Origin of the sequence: Hyphomicrobium sp. ghe19, from assembly GCF_902712875.1 — a bacterium.
Taxonomy (GTDB): domain Bacteria; phylum Pseudomonadota; class Alphaproteobacteria; order Rhizobiales; family Hyphomicrobiaceae; genus Hyphomicrobium_B.
Genome location: NZ_LR743509.1, coordinates 3,578,262 through 3,592,736, shown reverse-complemented (window position 1 = coordinate 3,592,736; position 14,475 = coordinate 3,578,262). Strand labels below are relative to the sequence as shown.

Annotated in this window: 14 protein-coding genes; 5 read left to right on the top strand and 9 right to left on the bottom strand. The window is 61.0% G+C overall.

Annotated features, from left to right (window positions below; genetic code table 11):
- Positions 1-60: 60 nt before the first annotated feature.
- Both AACL53_RS17010 and AACL53_RS17005 read right to left on the bottom strand, forming a co-directional pair.
- Positions 61-315, bottom strand: a complete 255-nt coding sequence (locus tag AACL53_RS17010) for a hypothetical protein (RefSeq protein ID WP_339085736.1) — start codon at positions 313-315, stop codon at positions 61-63.
- 181 nt (positions 316-496) lie between these two features.
- Positions 497-961 (bottom strand): NUDIX domain-containing protein, encoded by a 465-nt coding sequence (locus AACL53_RS17005; protein ID WP_339085735.1) that lies wholly within the window; start codon positions 959-961, stop codon positions 497-499.
- Positions 962-991: 30 nt separating this feature from the next.
- Here AACL53_RS17005 and AACL53_RS17000 point away from each other — a divergent pair, with 30 nt between their 5' ends.
- The 5 genes from AACL53_RS17000 (at position 992) to AACL53_RS16980 (ending at position 4,070) form a co-directional block, all read left to right on the top strand.
- Positions 992-1,399 (top strand): NUDIX hydrolase, encoded by a 408-nt coding sequence (locus tag AACL53_RS17000; RefSeq protein ID WP_339085734.1) that lies wholly within the window; start codon positions 992-994, stop codon positions 1,397-1,399.
- A gap of 11 nt (positions 1,400-1,410) precedes the next feature.
- Complete coding sequence (locus AACL53_RS16995) at positions 1,411-2,349, top strand: DnaJ C-terminal domain-containing protein (RefSeq protein ID WP_339085733.1); 939 nt, start codon at positions 1,411-1,413, stop codon at positions 2,347-2,349.
- A 41-nt stretch (positions 2,350-2,390) separates the two neighbouring features.
- Positions 2,391-2,729, top strand: a complete 339-nt coding sequence (locus tag AACL53_RS16990; protein WP_339085732.1) for a chaperone modulator CbpM — start codon at positions 2,391-2,393, stop codon at positions 2,727-2,729.
- A 25-nt stretch (positions 2,730-2,754) separates the two neighbouring features.
- Complete coding sequence (locus AACL53_RS16985) at positions 2,755-3,660, top strand: PfkB family carbohydrate kinase (RefSeq protein WP_339085731.1); 906 nt, start codon at positions 2,755-2,757, stop codon at positions 3,658-3,660.
- Between the two features lie 272 nt (positions 3,661-3,932).
- Positions 3,933-4,070 carry a hypothetical protein gene (locus AACL53_RS16980; protein ID WP_339085730.1) on the top strand — a complete coding sequence of 46 codons (138 nt, stop codon included), beginning with the start codon at positions 3,933-3,935 and terminating at the stop codon, positions 4,068-4,070.
- 699 nt (positions 4,071-4,769) lie between these two features.
- Here AACL53_RS16980 and AACL53_RS16975 read toward each other — a convergent pair.
- The 7 genes from AACL53_RS16975 to AACL53_RS16945 form a co-directional block, all read right to left on the bottom strand.
- The gene (locus AACL53_RS16975) at positions 4,770-6,734 is read right to left on the bottom strand and encodes a hypothetical protein (RefSeq protein WP_339085729.1); all 1,965 of its coding nucleotides are present in this window, start codon (positions 6,732-6,734) and stop codon (positions 4,770-4,772) included.
- Positions 6,735-6,922: 188 nt separating this feature from the next.
- Entirely contained in the window at positions 6,923-7,594 is a 672-nt protein-coding gene (locus tag AACL53_RS16970) for a sulfite oxidase-like oxidoreductase (protein WP_339085728.1), read from the bottom strand.
- Entirely contained in the window at positions 7,591-8,610 is a 1,020-nt protein-coding gene (locus AACL53_RS16965; RefSeq protein WP_339085727.1) for an LLM class flavin-dependent oxidoreductase, read from the bottom strand. Before AACL53_RS16965 ends, AACL53_RS16970 begins: the two co-directional genes overlap by 4 nt.
- Before the next feature lie 74 nt (positions 8,611-8,684).
- Positions 8,685-10,121: a glycerol kinase gene (locus tag AACL53_RS16960; RefSeq protein WP_339085726.1), complete on the bottom strand. Its 1,437-nt coding sequence runs from the start codon at positions 10,119-10,121 to the stop codon at positions 8,685-8,687.
- Positions 10,112-11,389 (bottom strand): NAD(P)/FAD-dependent oxidoreductase, encoded by a 1,278-nt coding sequence (locus AACL53_RS16955; protein WP_339085725.1) that lies wholly within the window; start codon positions 11,387-11,389, stop codon positions 10,112-10,114. Before AACL53_RS16955 ends, AACL53_RS16960 begins: the two co-directional genes overlap by 10 nt.
- Entirely contained in the window at positions 11,389-12,768 is a 1,380-nt protein-coding gene (locus AACL53_RS16950) for an NAD(P)/FAD-dependent oxidoreductase (RefSeq protein WP_339085724.1), read from the bottom strand. Before AACL53_RS16950 ends, AACL53_RS16955 begins: the two co-directional genes overlap by 1 nt.
- 103 nt (positions 12,769-12,871) lie before the next feature.
- Positions 12,872-14,458, bottom strand: a complete 1,587-nt coding sequence (locus AACL53_RS16945; RefSeq protein WP_339085723.1) for an amino acid permease — start codon at positions 14,456-14,458, stop codon at positions 12,872-12,874.
- Positions 14,459-14,475 lie beyond the last annotated feature (17 nt).

The following is a 14,475-nucleotide window of genomic DNA, read 5'->3' as shown; positions in this document are numbered from 1 at the left end:
TGAGCGGGCGAAATCGCATCCGCTCATTCGTTGACCTTGGCCCGCGTGCCGAAGTGCGAATTAGGCCGCCGAGGCTTCGGGCTCCGGCTGCCATTCGGACGACGTATCAGCAGCTGCCACCAAGCCGGTAAGGTATAACGTCGAAATTCGTCCAGACTGGAAAAGAAGATCGACCATGGCAGCCTCTGCCATCATCTCCGCGATCTCGTCGTCGGAAAGCCTCTCCGAATAGGCCTCAGAAAGCACGATCTTTGAATTGCATTCATCCATGACGCCACTCAATCCCGTTGGAATTTTTTCGCGCTTGTCCGGCAATCCCGATCTTCTCAAGCCAACCGGCGCGCATGCAATCGATATCCATGATATTCCCTAAGACTTTCAGAGCTTTCGCCCTTCGGCTGCCGGATTGCTTAAAATCCGGTTAGCGTGGTTTTCGTATTGGTTCGAATTGCGCGGCCGCTTCCATGAGATGAGGTTCACTCCCGAAACGTCGCCCTCACTTGGCGTTCCGCAAAAGCTCAAGGCGGTTGAGCAATTCGGCTTGCCCCTTCAGTATTTTGCGATGCGCCGTGGTGAGATCGAACCATTCGGCGCGATCGATCTCGGGAAACGTCTGCGTCTGGCGAGACCGCGGCGGCCATTCCATGCTGAACGTATTGCTAACGAGCGTCTCAGGGTTCCAATCGTCCTCTACCGCCCATACATGAACGCGCTTTCCGCCGGCCTGCCGGACGGACCCGAGCGGAGTGACAGTGCCTCGGGGATGAAATCCGGTCTCTTCAACAAATTCGCGAAACGCTGCTTTATATAAGTCTTCTCCGGCTAGAACTTCACCCTTCGGTACCGTCCACGAACCTTCGTCCTTCTTGCGCCAGTATGGCCCACCAGGGTGAGCGAGCAAGACTTCAAGCCCGTTTCTATCGCGATACAGCAGCAATCCGGCGCTCGTCGCGGTTTTCACGTTGTCGCTTTCGCCGTAAATAGGATCGCCATGCCGCTTCCTCGAACGCCCGCTCTTACCGCCGACTGCGTTGTTGTCGATCGGGACCGCAGGGTGCTTATGGTCCGGCGTAAAAACCCGCCGTTCAAGCATTATCTGGCGCTTCCCGGGGGATTTGTCGAAATCGGTGAGGCGGTCGAAGATGCGGCGCGGCGCGAACTGGCGGAGGAGACGGGACTTGACGCGATGAACCTCGCACTCGTCGGCGTTTATTCACGGCCCGATCGCGATCCTCGCGGTCACGTCTGCTCAGTCGCATTCCTGACGAATGATGCGCGCGGCGACGCGAGAGCCGCCGACGATGCGGCAGCTGTGGTCTGGATAAAAGACTTCGATGGTGTTGAAATCGCCTTCGATCACCGGGAAATTATCACTGATGCGCTGAACCTCATCCGATGATGTGAGCCCAAATGGAATTCAAGGACTATTACAAAATCCTCGGCGTGGAACGAAATGCAACCGAGGACGACATCAAGCGCGCATACCGTAAGCTCGCGCGAAAATTCCATCCCGACGTCAACAAGGAAGATGGCGCCGAAGCAAAGTTCAAAGAGATCGGCGAAGCCAATGATGTCTTGAGCGATCCCGAGAAGCGCGCGGCCTATGATCAGCTCGGCAAAGATTATAAATCCGGGCAGGACTTCAGGCCGCCTCCGGACTGGGACGCCGGATTCGAGTTTTCAGGCAGATCCGGAGCCGGTGACTTCAGCGACTTCTTTGAATCGATTTTCGGCGGAGCTCGCGCCGAACGTCATCACGGCCGGACTCACACGACGTTTCGCGCGCGAGGCGAAGACCATCACGCGAAAATCCTCATCGATCTCCAAGACGCGCTGGAAGGCGCCACGCGCACGATTACACTTCGCGTGCCGGAACTCGATGAAGGCGGCCACGTTCTGGTGCGCGATAAAAGTCTGACAGTGCAGATCCCGAAAGGCGTCACCGAGGGACAAAGCATCCGCTTGAAAGGCCAGGGCTCACCCGGAATGGGTGGCGGCCCGGCAGGCGATCTCTATCTCGAAATCCGCTTCAAGCCGGATCAGCGTTATCGCGTCGTCGGCAAGGATCTTTATCTCGATCTTCCCGTTGCCCCCTGGGAAGCGGCGTTGGGCGCAAGCGTGAAGATGCCGACACCCGGAGGAGCGATCATGTTGAAAGTCCCGCCCGGCTCCGCGCATGGGCGCGAACTGAGGGTCAGAGGCCGCGGAATTCCGGCGACGCCGCCCGGCGATCTCTATGCGGTTCTGAAGATTGTTTGGCCGCCCGCAACCAACGAAAAGGCCCGTCAGATTTACGAGGAAATGGCGAAGGAATTGGCGTTCGATCCACGCGCCAGCCTTGAAGTTTGAGCCTGGGAGTTTGAGATATGGCAAATGGAGAGCGCGAGCCCATGCCCGCTGAAATGATTGGTTCGGCATCCGTCTATTCACTCGAAGAACTCTGCCAAAGCTGCCAGGGCGATGTGGCGTGGATTTCTGAGCTTGTAGAGCAGGGGATCATCGAGCCGCAGGGACGCAGTCCATCGGAATGGAGATTTTCGAGCGTGAGCGTCGTCCTTGCCGCAAAGGCGAAACGCTTCAATCGGGACCTCGGCCTAAATCCCGCAGGTATTGCGCTCGTCTTCGACCTCCTGAACGAGATCGAGCGGCTGCACGCCCGTCTGAACGTTCTCGCGAGCGCGCGAAGCTCTCTTGCAGAACAGCCGGACGAGCGCCCTCCGCTACCCTGAAGTCATCCACACGCGCGAAAGCTTCATGCCCCCAAAGCACGTCATCGCGGTCGGCCACGCCGCACTCGATTACGTATATCGGATCGAGGCGTTTCCATCATCGCCGACGAAAATTCGCGCACTTGCTCACGTCGCGAGCGGAGGCGGCATGGCTGCGAACGCTGCAGCCGCGATCGCGCGTCTCGGCGGTGGCGTCTCGCTCTGGGCGCGCATCGGCGACGATCCTTCGGGCGCGATAATTCGCCAGCAGCTCGATGCCGTGGGTGTCGACACGACACACGTTCGCACGTGCGCCGGCGTTTCATCGGCGACAGCTGCCGTCATCGTTGATCGTAACGGAGAACGCCTCGTCGTCAGCGAGGACGATCATGAATTCCCTCTCGCCGCCGATTGGCTTCCCATCGCCGATATCGCGAATGCGGGTGCCGTCTCGAGCGATTTGACCTGGCTTGAAGGAACTGTCGCCGCGTTCGCAGCCGCCCGCGCTCACAACGTGCCAACCGTCCTCGATATTGATTTGAACAGCGGGCAGCTGCTTGCGAAAGTCCTCGGGCTCGCCGACTACGCGATCTTCTCCGCGCCGGCCTTCAGGCAGTTCGTGAGCGGCGCCAGCGACGAGGAGCGCCTGGCAACGTTGGTTCAATCCGGCATTTGCCATGCGGGCGTAACGTTGGGCGTCAACGGATACCTTTGGATGACCGTCAACGGAAAGCTTTGCCGCCAAGCCGCGTTCCCGGTCGAAGTCGTCGACACGACAGGCGCAGGCGATGCCTTTCACGGCGCGTTTGCATGGGCGATCTCGGAAGGCCTGAAGGACGCTGAGTGCGCACGCATCGCATCCGCCGTCGCCGCGATCAGTTGCACGGGGCTTGGCGCGCGAGCTGGACTCCCAACACGAACCGCACTCGAGCAGTTCCTCGAAGCTCGTTAGTGCAATCGGGATATTTGCCCAAAACGGCTTAGCGGCCGGTTGCGTCGCGGGAAGATCGTTTCACAATGCCCCCTTAGTCTGCGTGCGTAATGACGACGACAAGCACATGCGATCGTTCGACAAAATAACATCCAGCCATCGCTTGCGGCTGGGAGATGGCTTTGTGCAGTGCAGCGCACATCCGAAAAAGAAATGCCAATTTGCGCAGACTTCGGTAGCTTTTTGCGAGGGAACATCGTTTCATAAGCGGATAAAAATAAAGAGGAAGCGCAATGCCCGATTCAGCCTACACGATGATTTTCGCAGTTGAGGCTCTTCTTGTATTCGGAGCTCTCGGTACCGGTTTGGTGGTCTTCGTCACGAACCGCAATCATCGCGCTGATCGGAAGGTCCTAAGCGGCTCCGACTAAACGTCACGGAAATCAGCGTCCTTTTTTGCGCCGGCTCGCCAGCGCGAGGGCCGTTTCATGCCTCACGATCCTTAGTCCTCATGCCGTTGAGCGTGACATGGGAAGTTGACGGGCTGGGGGCTCGTCGAGTGATCGTCACCATGCGCATCCATCTCTCCAATCTTCGCGACGTTCAGCGAAGCTCTGCAAGCACCGGAGTGAGGCGCGATGTCCGCCGAGCGATAATGCGATCCCGTTATCGCCAATATTGTCCTAATGCATGTTTCTGCGGACGGATCAATTCCGGTTGAAAACCTTCGCCCAGTTGGCCTAGGCCATAAATAATTTTTGGGCTTTTTCCACTTTTGTGGATATCGCGACGACGGATATATCTGCCGAGTTATTGTGCTGTATTTCCCAGTACATCATTCCGGATCTTCGCAAAGATGTGCAGCAACTGCGCGGATTTTGATGGCGAAAGTCCTCAGCAACCACGGCGCGTTTTCGCGTTTTGCGGCCTAGCAAAAAGCGCGTTTATTCAGTACACTGCGTAGCATGTTGCAGAAATCATTTTTTCTTACGTATTAATTTTATCAATCTTCAACTGACCCCGTCGACACGGCAATAATGCCGTTAAGCCGTCGGGGTCTTTTCATGTATTCGGCACGTAATCCGCAAAAATTTCGTATCATCTGCCGTCTAATAGCTGAGAAGGTTCGGCTACTCGCGCGCGGGGCGGCGGCGGTCATGAAACCACGCGCGATACTCCGCCATTTTGCTCCGCTGCGCCGAGGATGCGCGACGCTTGCAAGTAGAAGCCTCGTCGCTTTGCTGCGGCGCGCCCCATCTGAGCTCGACGCAATCATTGACGTTGTAGGCCATCTCGAGATCGGCGGCGCGGTCGATAACGTCCTTCATGGCAAGTGTCCAAGTCGAGCCGTCACTACGCGGATAGGAGAACTTGCGTGCTGCCAGCTCGGCTGCGAGCAGGCTATCCAGTTCGCCTTTAACCTCGGAGGGGCTCTTATCCTTGGGCATCGCATACCGGTCCGCCCGCCGCGCGACGCGGTCAGGAAAGCCGCACACGACGTCGATTGCGATGAGCAACCTGAGATCTCGGGATGGGGTCGAGTAATCCTCCCATGCTCCGGTCGTCTCGAAGATCGACGAGCCGGACGGAATTGCGACCTCCGCGCCCCCACCGTTCTGATACTTCCGGCCGTTCTCGACGGAAGTGACGCGGGTCTTGATCTGCTCTTCGAGCGCCGTGATCGTCTCCTTCATCGCGCGCAACGGATCGAGCGGCTCCGGCGACATCACATCGTCCATCCGATCGTAAAAGTCTTCGACCCCGAGCTTCGACTGTTCGAGGGAGAAGTCGCCGTATTGGGGATCTTTTGAAATCTCAGCGTTCGCCAGCCGCCTCAGGCCGCCGTTTGCATCGGCGACGACAGGCCGGAAGCGCTTGAAGCCGGGGCTCCCGAGCGAAGGATTTTGTGCAAAGAGGAAATTTCCGCGCCAGAACCGCTTGCGCGCGACAGTCCCGTCGGGCTGGCCATCGACGGCCAGAAAAACCCCTGCGGAATCACTCGTCTGCGCGATCCGCTTCACGAGCACCAATACGTGGCCGTAGGGATCGGCATAGATCGTCCCTGGACGAAGCGCGTCCGCCGTGAGCGGGACGGGATAATAATCGGTGTTGTCGTCGTCCGCAGCCGTGCGGCCGGAACCCGAATGAACCCCATTGGCGACCGTCGTTCGCAAATAGTAGCCAAATCCGGGCACAAGGCCTGGGGGCCGCGATGAAGCCCGGGAAGGGGTCGTTTGCGCGGCCGCATTACCGAAAACTCCGAAGAGTGAACCTGAGCCCGCCTGGGCGTCATTTTGATCGGTCGCCGGGGCGGATTCTTCCCGCTGAATGTTGAACCACTGCGGACACCGGGGGGCCTTGCCGCCGCCGCCGCGCGTGCACTTCGAGTATCCGAACGGCAAACCGGTCTTGAATGCAAAGTATGCGCGCAGGAAGTAGGGGAGGTCGGCGCAGTCCGGCTTCAAGACGAGCTTTTTAGAGTCTTCGTCGAGCCCCAGATGGTTGAACAGGAAATTGCGCGATTTATCGCGCAGCACTTCATGCAACGCCGGCCATGACAGTTCCTGCTCGATCGGCGCATCGAACAGCTTCTCGATCCAGGCCGAATAGAGGTTTTCGGTCGACCGGTTCCAGGCACCCCTGACTGGCCAGACACTTTTGCTCGTAGCCTTGATGGGCGCCGATGCGGTTCGGCCGACGGTGATCTCGCGGGTGATCGTCGCGCAGTCCGCGTCACCGCCGTCGCGCGTGAGCTTCGCGTGCCACGTTCCGGCAGCGGGCGATGCCACTTCGGCGAACCAGAAATACGGCGGCCCGCCGTGACGCTCGTTGGACTTGACCGCGACCGCGCCATCGGGACCCGCGAGCGAGAACTCAGCCGTGATCGGTTTCTCCGACGAGAAGATCACCCGCAAAGGCGCGCCGTTCCACGGAGCGACTGGCGAAGCGAGCACCGACAGGCCGATGACGCCTTCACAATCGTCCGCAGCGTCCTTTGCCTGCGCATTGGATGCCGGCACGACAAGGGAGAGAAACGCAATCGCTATCGGCAAAATTGCCGGCGCGATGCCGAAAAAACGTCGATGGGGAAACAATCGACCCCCCCTTTTTTAATTGCCCCGCAATAAGATTCGACTTTAGCGCGAATGCTCCGCCGAAACGATGGCAGAAGTTATGCCCCCGTGTGGGGTCGCGAGCGAAACGCCTTCGCGTTCGCGCATCGGGCCATAAGTGCAATTCATCCCCTGGATGTTAACCAATTGAGCCGCCTGAAGCCGGTGCCTCAATCGTCGGAATAGCGCTGTTCCAGCCACGGGTCGGCGCGGTTGTGATAACCGTTGACCTCCCAGAAGCCGGGCGCGTCCTCAGCCGTGAACTCGATCCGCTTCAGCCACTTCGCACTTTTCCAGAAATAAAGATGTGGTACGACGAGGCGGACGGGCCCGCCATGTTCCCGTGTCAGCGGCTTTCCTTCCCAGGTATGCGCTACGACCGCATCGTCGGACGCGAAGTCTTCGATCGTAATATTGGTCGTGTAGCGATCGTAGCTATGCAGAATGACGAACCGGGCGGTGGCATTCGGCATGACGAGGTCGAGCAGATCTCGTGTCGCGACGCCGGTCCAGCGGTTGTCGTACCGCGACCAAGTCGTCACGCAATGAATATCCGAGGTCTTGGCTGTTTGTGGCTCGCTTTGAAATGCGGCCCAATCGAGCGTCACCGGATGGTCGACAGCGCCGTCGATCACGAGGTTCCAGGCGTCGAGAGCAATCGCGGGTTGCTCGCCGAGATCGAGCACTGGCCAATCGCGAACCACATGCTGGCCCGGGGGCAGCCGCTCCGAATCTGCACGCGCGGTCCTTCCAGTGAGGAAGCGGCCTTCCCGCGCCCAGCGTTGCTTGCTTCGCGTAAGCTTGCTGGCGCTCGGAGGCGGTTCGCTCTCGTCATTACTCAAGGACAGGTCTCCGTCGACGTTTTCTCTTTGCCGCTGGCTTGGTGCACGGCCGCGATGAGCTCGAACGAGCGTAACCGCGCACTATGATCATAAACATCCGATACGATCATAATCTCGTCGGCAGCGGTTTCGTCAATCAGCGCGTCGATTCCGGCGCGGACCGTTTCCGGCGAGCCGACGATGGAACGCTGAAGCATCTGCAAAACTTGCGCCTTTTCGCGCGGCGTCCAATAGGTCTCAATGTCGTCGATCGGCGGCTGGCTGAGCCCCCGCGCCCCGCGAAAAATGTTTGCAAACGACATCTGCTGCGTCGTCGCCAGACGCCGCGCTTCCCTGCCGGTTTCGGCGGCGATGATATTGACACCGACCATCGCGTGCGGCGTCGCGAGCTGCTCCGACGGCTTGAAGCGGCTGCGGTAAACGTCGAGCGCGGCCAGCAATTGGTCGGGCGCGAAGTGCGAAGCGAACGCGTACGGAAGCCCAAGCTCCGCCGCGAGATGCGCCCCGTACGTGCTCGATCCCAGGATCCAGATGGGTACTTTCGTTCCTGCCGCCGGCACAGCCTGCACACGCTGGTGAGGCGCAGCTGGTTCGAAGTAGGCCTGCAACTCGAGCACGTCGCGCGGGAACGTATCGGCGGCCGTCGGTTGCCGTCTCAAAGCCTGCACCGTCAGCTGGTCCGTGCCGGGCGCGCGGCCGACGCCCAGATCGATGCGCCCGGGAAAAAGCCGTGCGAGGGTGCCGAACTGCTCGGCGATAATGAGCGGCGCATGATTGGGCAGCATGATGCCGCCCGCACCGACGCGAATGGAATTCGATCCGGCGGCAATGTGCGCGATAGCGATCGATGTCGCGGCGCTGGCGATCCCCGGCATGTTGTGATGCTCGGCAACCCAGAAGCGGCGATAGCCCCAGCGTTCGGCATGCGCGGCGAGGTCGCGGGCGTTATCGAGAGCGCCGCGCGCATCGGTGTCTTCGGTAACGTGAACGAGATCGAGTATGGAAAGTGGAGCCATTGGAACCTCCGGCATCCCGCATCATGTAGGTGCGGAGAGCTCCAATGTCAGCTCGCCCATCGACGGGCGAACTTTCAATCGGCCCGCTGTCCACCGTGATCCCGCCAGCCCTTGGCCCGTGATACGGCCTCGCTGAAACGTGCGCGTATCTTGCCATTATCGCCGCCCCGCGGCGAAAACGTCCGCGAGACGGTTTCGGGGGCAGGCAATGCGAACCCGCCGCCAAGCGCGGCTAGCGACGCCGTGCCGAACGCCGTGCGCTCATCGAAACTTGTCGCGAGCACGTCGCGGCCGATCATGTCTGCCAGGAATTGCGCGAAGTACCGGCTGCGGGCGAGGCCCCCGTCGATGGCAATCGAACGGCCAATCGCAACATGTGCGTCCATGGCCCCGACGACATCGGCGGCGCTGAGCGCAATCCCTTCCAGCAACGCCTGACAGAGGTCGGCCCGCGTCGTCGCAGCCGTCATGCCGAGGAAAAGCGACGCCGCCGTCCGGTCCCAATGCGGACAGGCAAGACCCGAAAGCGCCGGCACGAAGACGACGCCGCGTTCGATAGCGGGCGTACAGTCGAACCAATCGAGATCCGCTGTCAGATCAGTCACCAGACCGATGCGCCGCGCCCATTCGATTGCCGAACCCGCGTCATAGACCCCGCCGTCGACTGCGTAAGTCATGCGGCCGTCAATCGACCAGGCGACCGTCGGCAGCAAACCTTTTTCCGGCGCACGTGCGATCTTGTCGCCCGTGACCGTCAACGCGAATGCGCCGGTACCGAAGGTGATCTTGGCGTCGCCGGGGTTACGGCATCCATGACCGAAGAGGGCCGCCTGCTGATCGACGACAGCCGCGGTAATCGGCACACCGTCAACGCGCCCGTAATCCGCAACGGTTGGCATGATTTTCGGCAGGCACGACATCGGGACGCCGAAGAGCTGGCAGAGCCGCTCGTCCCATTGTCCCGTCTCGAGATCCATCAGTGACGTGCGTGAGGCTGTCGTAACGTCGGTCGCGAAGGTTCCGGTCAAGCGTTCGAGGAAGAACGCGTCCGTCGTGCCGAGCCGCAGATGCCCGGCCTCCATGGCGGCCTTCGCCGCCGGAAGCGTGTTGATGATCCAAGCGAGCTTCGAGGCGGAGAAATACGCATCCAACGGCAGCCCGGCCCGCGCGAGTGTCAATGCTTCGGCGCCGGCACCCTTCAGGCGCTCGACGACGTCGGCGGTACGATTGTCCTGCCACACGATGACGGGGGATAACGCCGCGCCTGTTCGCGCATCCCACGCGAGGCAGCTCTCGCCCTGATTGTCGATGCCGATCGCATCGACCGCGCCCGCAGCTTGGAGACAGGCGCGAATATTGCCCAGCAGCTCTTCAGGATCGTGCTCCACCCATCCGGGATGCGGATGGATCTGTTGATGAGTTATGGCGCACGCGATCTCTATCTTGCCGTCCGTGTCGGCGACGAGAACGCGCGTCGAAGTCGTGCCTTGATCGATCGCCGCTACACGCATGTCGCATCGCTCCGGGATGCCGTTGAACGGCTGTTGTCGAAACTGAAAGTGATATCTGTATCGGCCTGACGGAACGCGGCGAGCGGGGCCAAAATCCGGCGCTCGGGTCCCGACGTCATCGGTTGTGTTCTCAATCGCTGACCTTTGCTGTGTGCAACCAATGCGCCGGACACGTCGCCAGTCGCCCGCAATTGGATATGAGGCAATCCGCCAGGCCCACGCACAATGCGTTGCGGCACGACATAGCGGATCCCGTCTCCCGGCGTGAGCGTGATCGCGTTGTCCGGCGACGGCAGCCATCCGCCGAGATCGGCAGCAACGAAGTCCGCGACGCGCACGGCCTCTCGCCACGACCAACCAGCTGTCTCGACCGGATGCAGCACATTGCCCGCAGCGAAAATCCGCGGCTCGCTCGTCCGTGCAAATTGATCGATCGTCGGGCCGCCGGTGCGGCTATCGATGTCGAGCCCCGCGGCGCGGGCGAGCGGCGCGTCGGGCGTAAAACGGCCCGTAAAAAGCACGCCGTCGCATTCGATGTCTTGCCGCTTTCCATCAGCTCCCGATAACGTCACCGCCTCGACGCGGTGCATCCCCCGGATGTCGGTGATGCGAGTTCCGTAATGCACCGGCACGCCGAGCAGACGTGGCAAGCCCATGAAAAGCCGCCGCGTCGTCGGTCCGCTACCCTCCTCGATCATCGCGACCGGACGAGCACCGATCCTGCGGCACGTCAGCAGGCTCGAAAGCGAAACGAGTTCCGTGCCGACGATCACTGGCCTGCGAAAGGGCGCCAGATGTTGAAGATAAGCGTAAGCCTGCAAAGCGCCCGTATTCAGAACGCCGAGCGGCCGGTCGCCCGAAACGAGGCGCGCCGCGCGCGGCGTCTCGCGCACGCCAGTCGCCAGAATAATGCGTTTGGTTGCGATGCGGACGATGCCTTCGCTGCTCGCGCAAGTCGCGACCAAAGGTTTGCTCGTGTCGATCGCGACGACGGTATTGCCAAGCATCAGTTCGACGCCCGCGCGTCGTGCGGCATCCGTCAGGCGCCGCGCGTAAGCGGGTCCGGTCAAAACGCGTCCGAATTCGCGCATGCCGAATGGCGAATGCCCGCAGTGACGGGGAACGCCACCGGCTTCCAGCTCGCGATCGATGACGACTACGCGCGCAAGACCGAGACGCTTCAGTCGCGTCGCCGCCGCAAGGCCCGCAGGTCCGGCGCCGATGACGAGCGCGTCAACGCTCGCGGATCTCTCGGGAAGTACGGCCATCAGGCGGCGTCTCCGACAGCCAGAGGCGATGCAAAATGTCCGGCCGTGAGTTGCGCCAGCCGGGCGTTGCAATAGAAGCCCTGGCATCGGCCCATGCCGCATCGTGTGCGACGCCGGAGGCCACCGAAATTGCCGGGCGGCAGCGGACCCGAAAGAGCCTGCTCAATCTCTCGCAACGTCACCATCTCGCAGTGACAAACGATCTCGCCGTAACCCGCGGATTCCCAGTCGCGCGGTTCGTGCTCAGCGAGATTTGGAACGCGCGGCGTTGCCGGCTCCGCGACGGGCACGTGACGATGCCCCATCTCCTCGTACATTTTGTAAATGTGCTGCGCGATGCCGAGCGATGCGGTCATGCCCGTCGAGCGGATGCCGCCGACCGTGATCCAATTGCGATCTGGAAGCGCGGAGATTCGATAATGTTTCTCTTCTGTCGCGGGGCGAAGCCCTGCGTAAACGGCCGTGATGCCGGCATGCGCCAGTGCAGGTATCATTTCCACGGCGCGCGCGATCAAACCGCGAAGCGTGTCATCGACGACGGTCGCGCGTTCCCGATCCTGCTGCTCTTCGGCTGTCGGCCCGACGAGCAAGTTCCCGAAAGCGGTGCGCGCGAGAACGACGCCTTTGGTGCGTTCTGACGGAACAGGCAGGACGATGGTTCTGAGAAGCGCTGCCGCCGCCTTGTCGAAGACGACGAACTGACCTTTGCGCGGGCGAATTTGAAACGAAGCCGCGCCGAGGAGACGCGCATCGAGCCGGTCGCCAAAAAGTCCGGCGCAATTGATGACGGTCCGCGCCTGCCGCTCCCCGGTGCTCGTCTGCAGCGTCCAGATATCCCCGTCAAAGCTTCCGGAAATCACCTCTGTCGCAAATCGGATTTCGGCGCCGTGGGCCTTGGCTTGCAGCAGATAAGCCAGAAATGGCGACCATGGATCGATCACATGCTCGCCCGGAACCAGCAGAGCTTCGAGCGCACGAGGCGAAAGCTGCGGCTCGCGCGCGCGCATTTCGGACGCCGTCAGCCGCCGCACATCGTGGATGCCGTTTGCGCGCGCCTGCGCCTCGATCCCGTCGAGCGCCGCTTTCTCGGCGTCCGACCAGGCAACGACCATGGCTCCGGTTTCGAGCAACGGGAGATTGAAGCTCTCGCGTATCGCCTGGTATTCGGCATATCCGGCCTGCATACAGCTGAGTTCGACGCTGCCGGGCGGCGCATCGAAGCCGGTGTGCAAAATGGCGCTGTTGGCTTTGCTGGCCCCCGAGAGCAGGTCCGCGCCGCGTTCCAGAAGAACGACTTTTGCCCCCTCGAGAGCGAAACGTCTCGCCATCGCGCAGCCGACGACACCCGCGCCTACGATCGCGACATCTGCGATCGACATATTGCTTTAATCCTTTGCCATTCGGCGTTTTTTTGATTGTGAGCGTCGTAACGGAAACAAAAAGGCCGCGAGTGGTGAACTCGCGGCCTTCGTTATATGGGTCTTAAACGGCTTCGCCGACGGCGCGCTCGGCCGCAGCGATTTCAGCCTGTCGCTTCGTAATTTCGGCTCCGATCGGAGGCCCCTTGAAGCGACGCGATTCGATTCCGAACCACAGCACAACGAGGAGGGCGAGCAGGCCGAGCGCGTAGTTGATGAGAATATCGAATGGCGGCTGGATGCCCGCATACATCAGCACGAGGACGCCCAATATGGTAACGAGCGCCAATGGCTTCGACCAGATGCCGAGGCGGAAAGGCCCGAACTCGGTCCAGGTCTTTCCTTCAGCGAGGAGGCCCGCCGCGATTGGCATCGCGTACGATACGTAGAGGAACAACGCGCAGCCGGCAGCAAGAGCGGCAAAGGCCGGCGAGTAGAGCGTTGCGGCGACCGAAAGCACCGCCCCGAGCCAGATGGCCGGAACCGGCGTTCTCCACGTCGGGCTGACCCTCTTCCACACGCTCGATCCCGGCAGGCCGCCATCGCGGGCGAATGCGAAGATCATGCGCGAGGTCGAGGTGAGACCCGCGAGGGCGCAGATGAAGTTCGCGACCACGATCGAGATGGCAATCACGTCCTTCAGCACCTGCGGCGCAGGCAGGTTGTTAAAGAGGTTGAACCACGCGTTTGCGCCGTCTTTCGCCGTGGCCGCCATATCGGGGCTGGCAAGCACGAACGACAGCGCCATCACGAAGCCGAACACGAGTGACCAGAAGACCGAGTGGATCATGCCGCGCGGCACCGCATTGCGGGCATCGCGGGTTTCTTCAGACGTATGCGCCGACGCGTCGAAGCCCGTGATCGTGTAGAGCGGATAGAGCAGGCCGATGAGGAAGGCGATGAGTGCCGTGCGTGGCTCCGGCACATATCCACCGCCAGCCTCGCCCGTGTTGTTGACGAACGTCGTGACCCGCGAGAAATCCCAGCTCGCTCCCCAGATCAGGAACATTGCGGTCAAAACCACCGCGACGACGAGGATCAGGTAGCCGGAAAAATCCGTGAGTGCAGTGGTGAGCTTGATGCCGAAGTGGTTGCAAACAGCCTGACAAAACGTAATGAGACTGACTGCAATGACCTGAACCAGATAGGCATGGTTATTGTTGGCCGCGACTTGATCGGCCGTCATGCCGGCTGGCAGCGGGTCGGTCGACAGCGTGGTCCATGTCGTGACGTCCATGTGGAAAACGCCGGCGAGAACGAGGTCGCGAAACAGAAGCCATACGCCGACGTTGACCGACGCGACGACGAAGATCAGGCCGAGGAGATTGATCCAAGCCGTTGCCCAACCCCAACCGCGTCCGCCAAGGATGGATGACCAATGATAGAGACCACCAGCCGTCGGGTAGGCTGATGCGATCTGTCCGAGCGATGTCGCAACGACGAGGGCGAAGACGCCGCCCACGATCCAGCCGATGGTTGCCTGGAAACCGCCGCCCGTTCCCATTGCGAGCGGATATGAAGTGATGCCGCCAGCAAGGATGCAGATGATGGAAAACGAAATTGCGAAGTTCGAGAATGCACCCATGCGCCGCGACAGTTCCTGCGCGTAGCCCATCGAATGCAATACTTTGGTATCTTCGTCCTGACCCATTCCCAACCCCCAGTTGT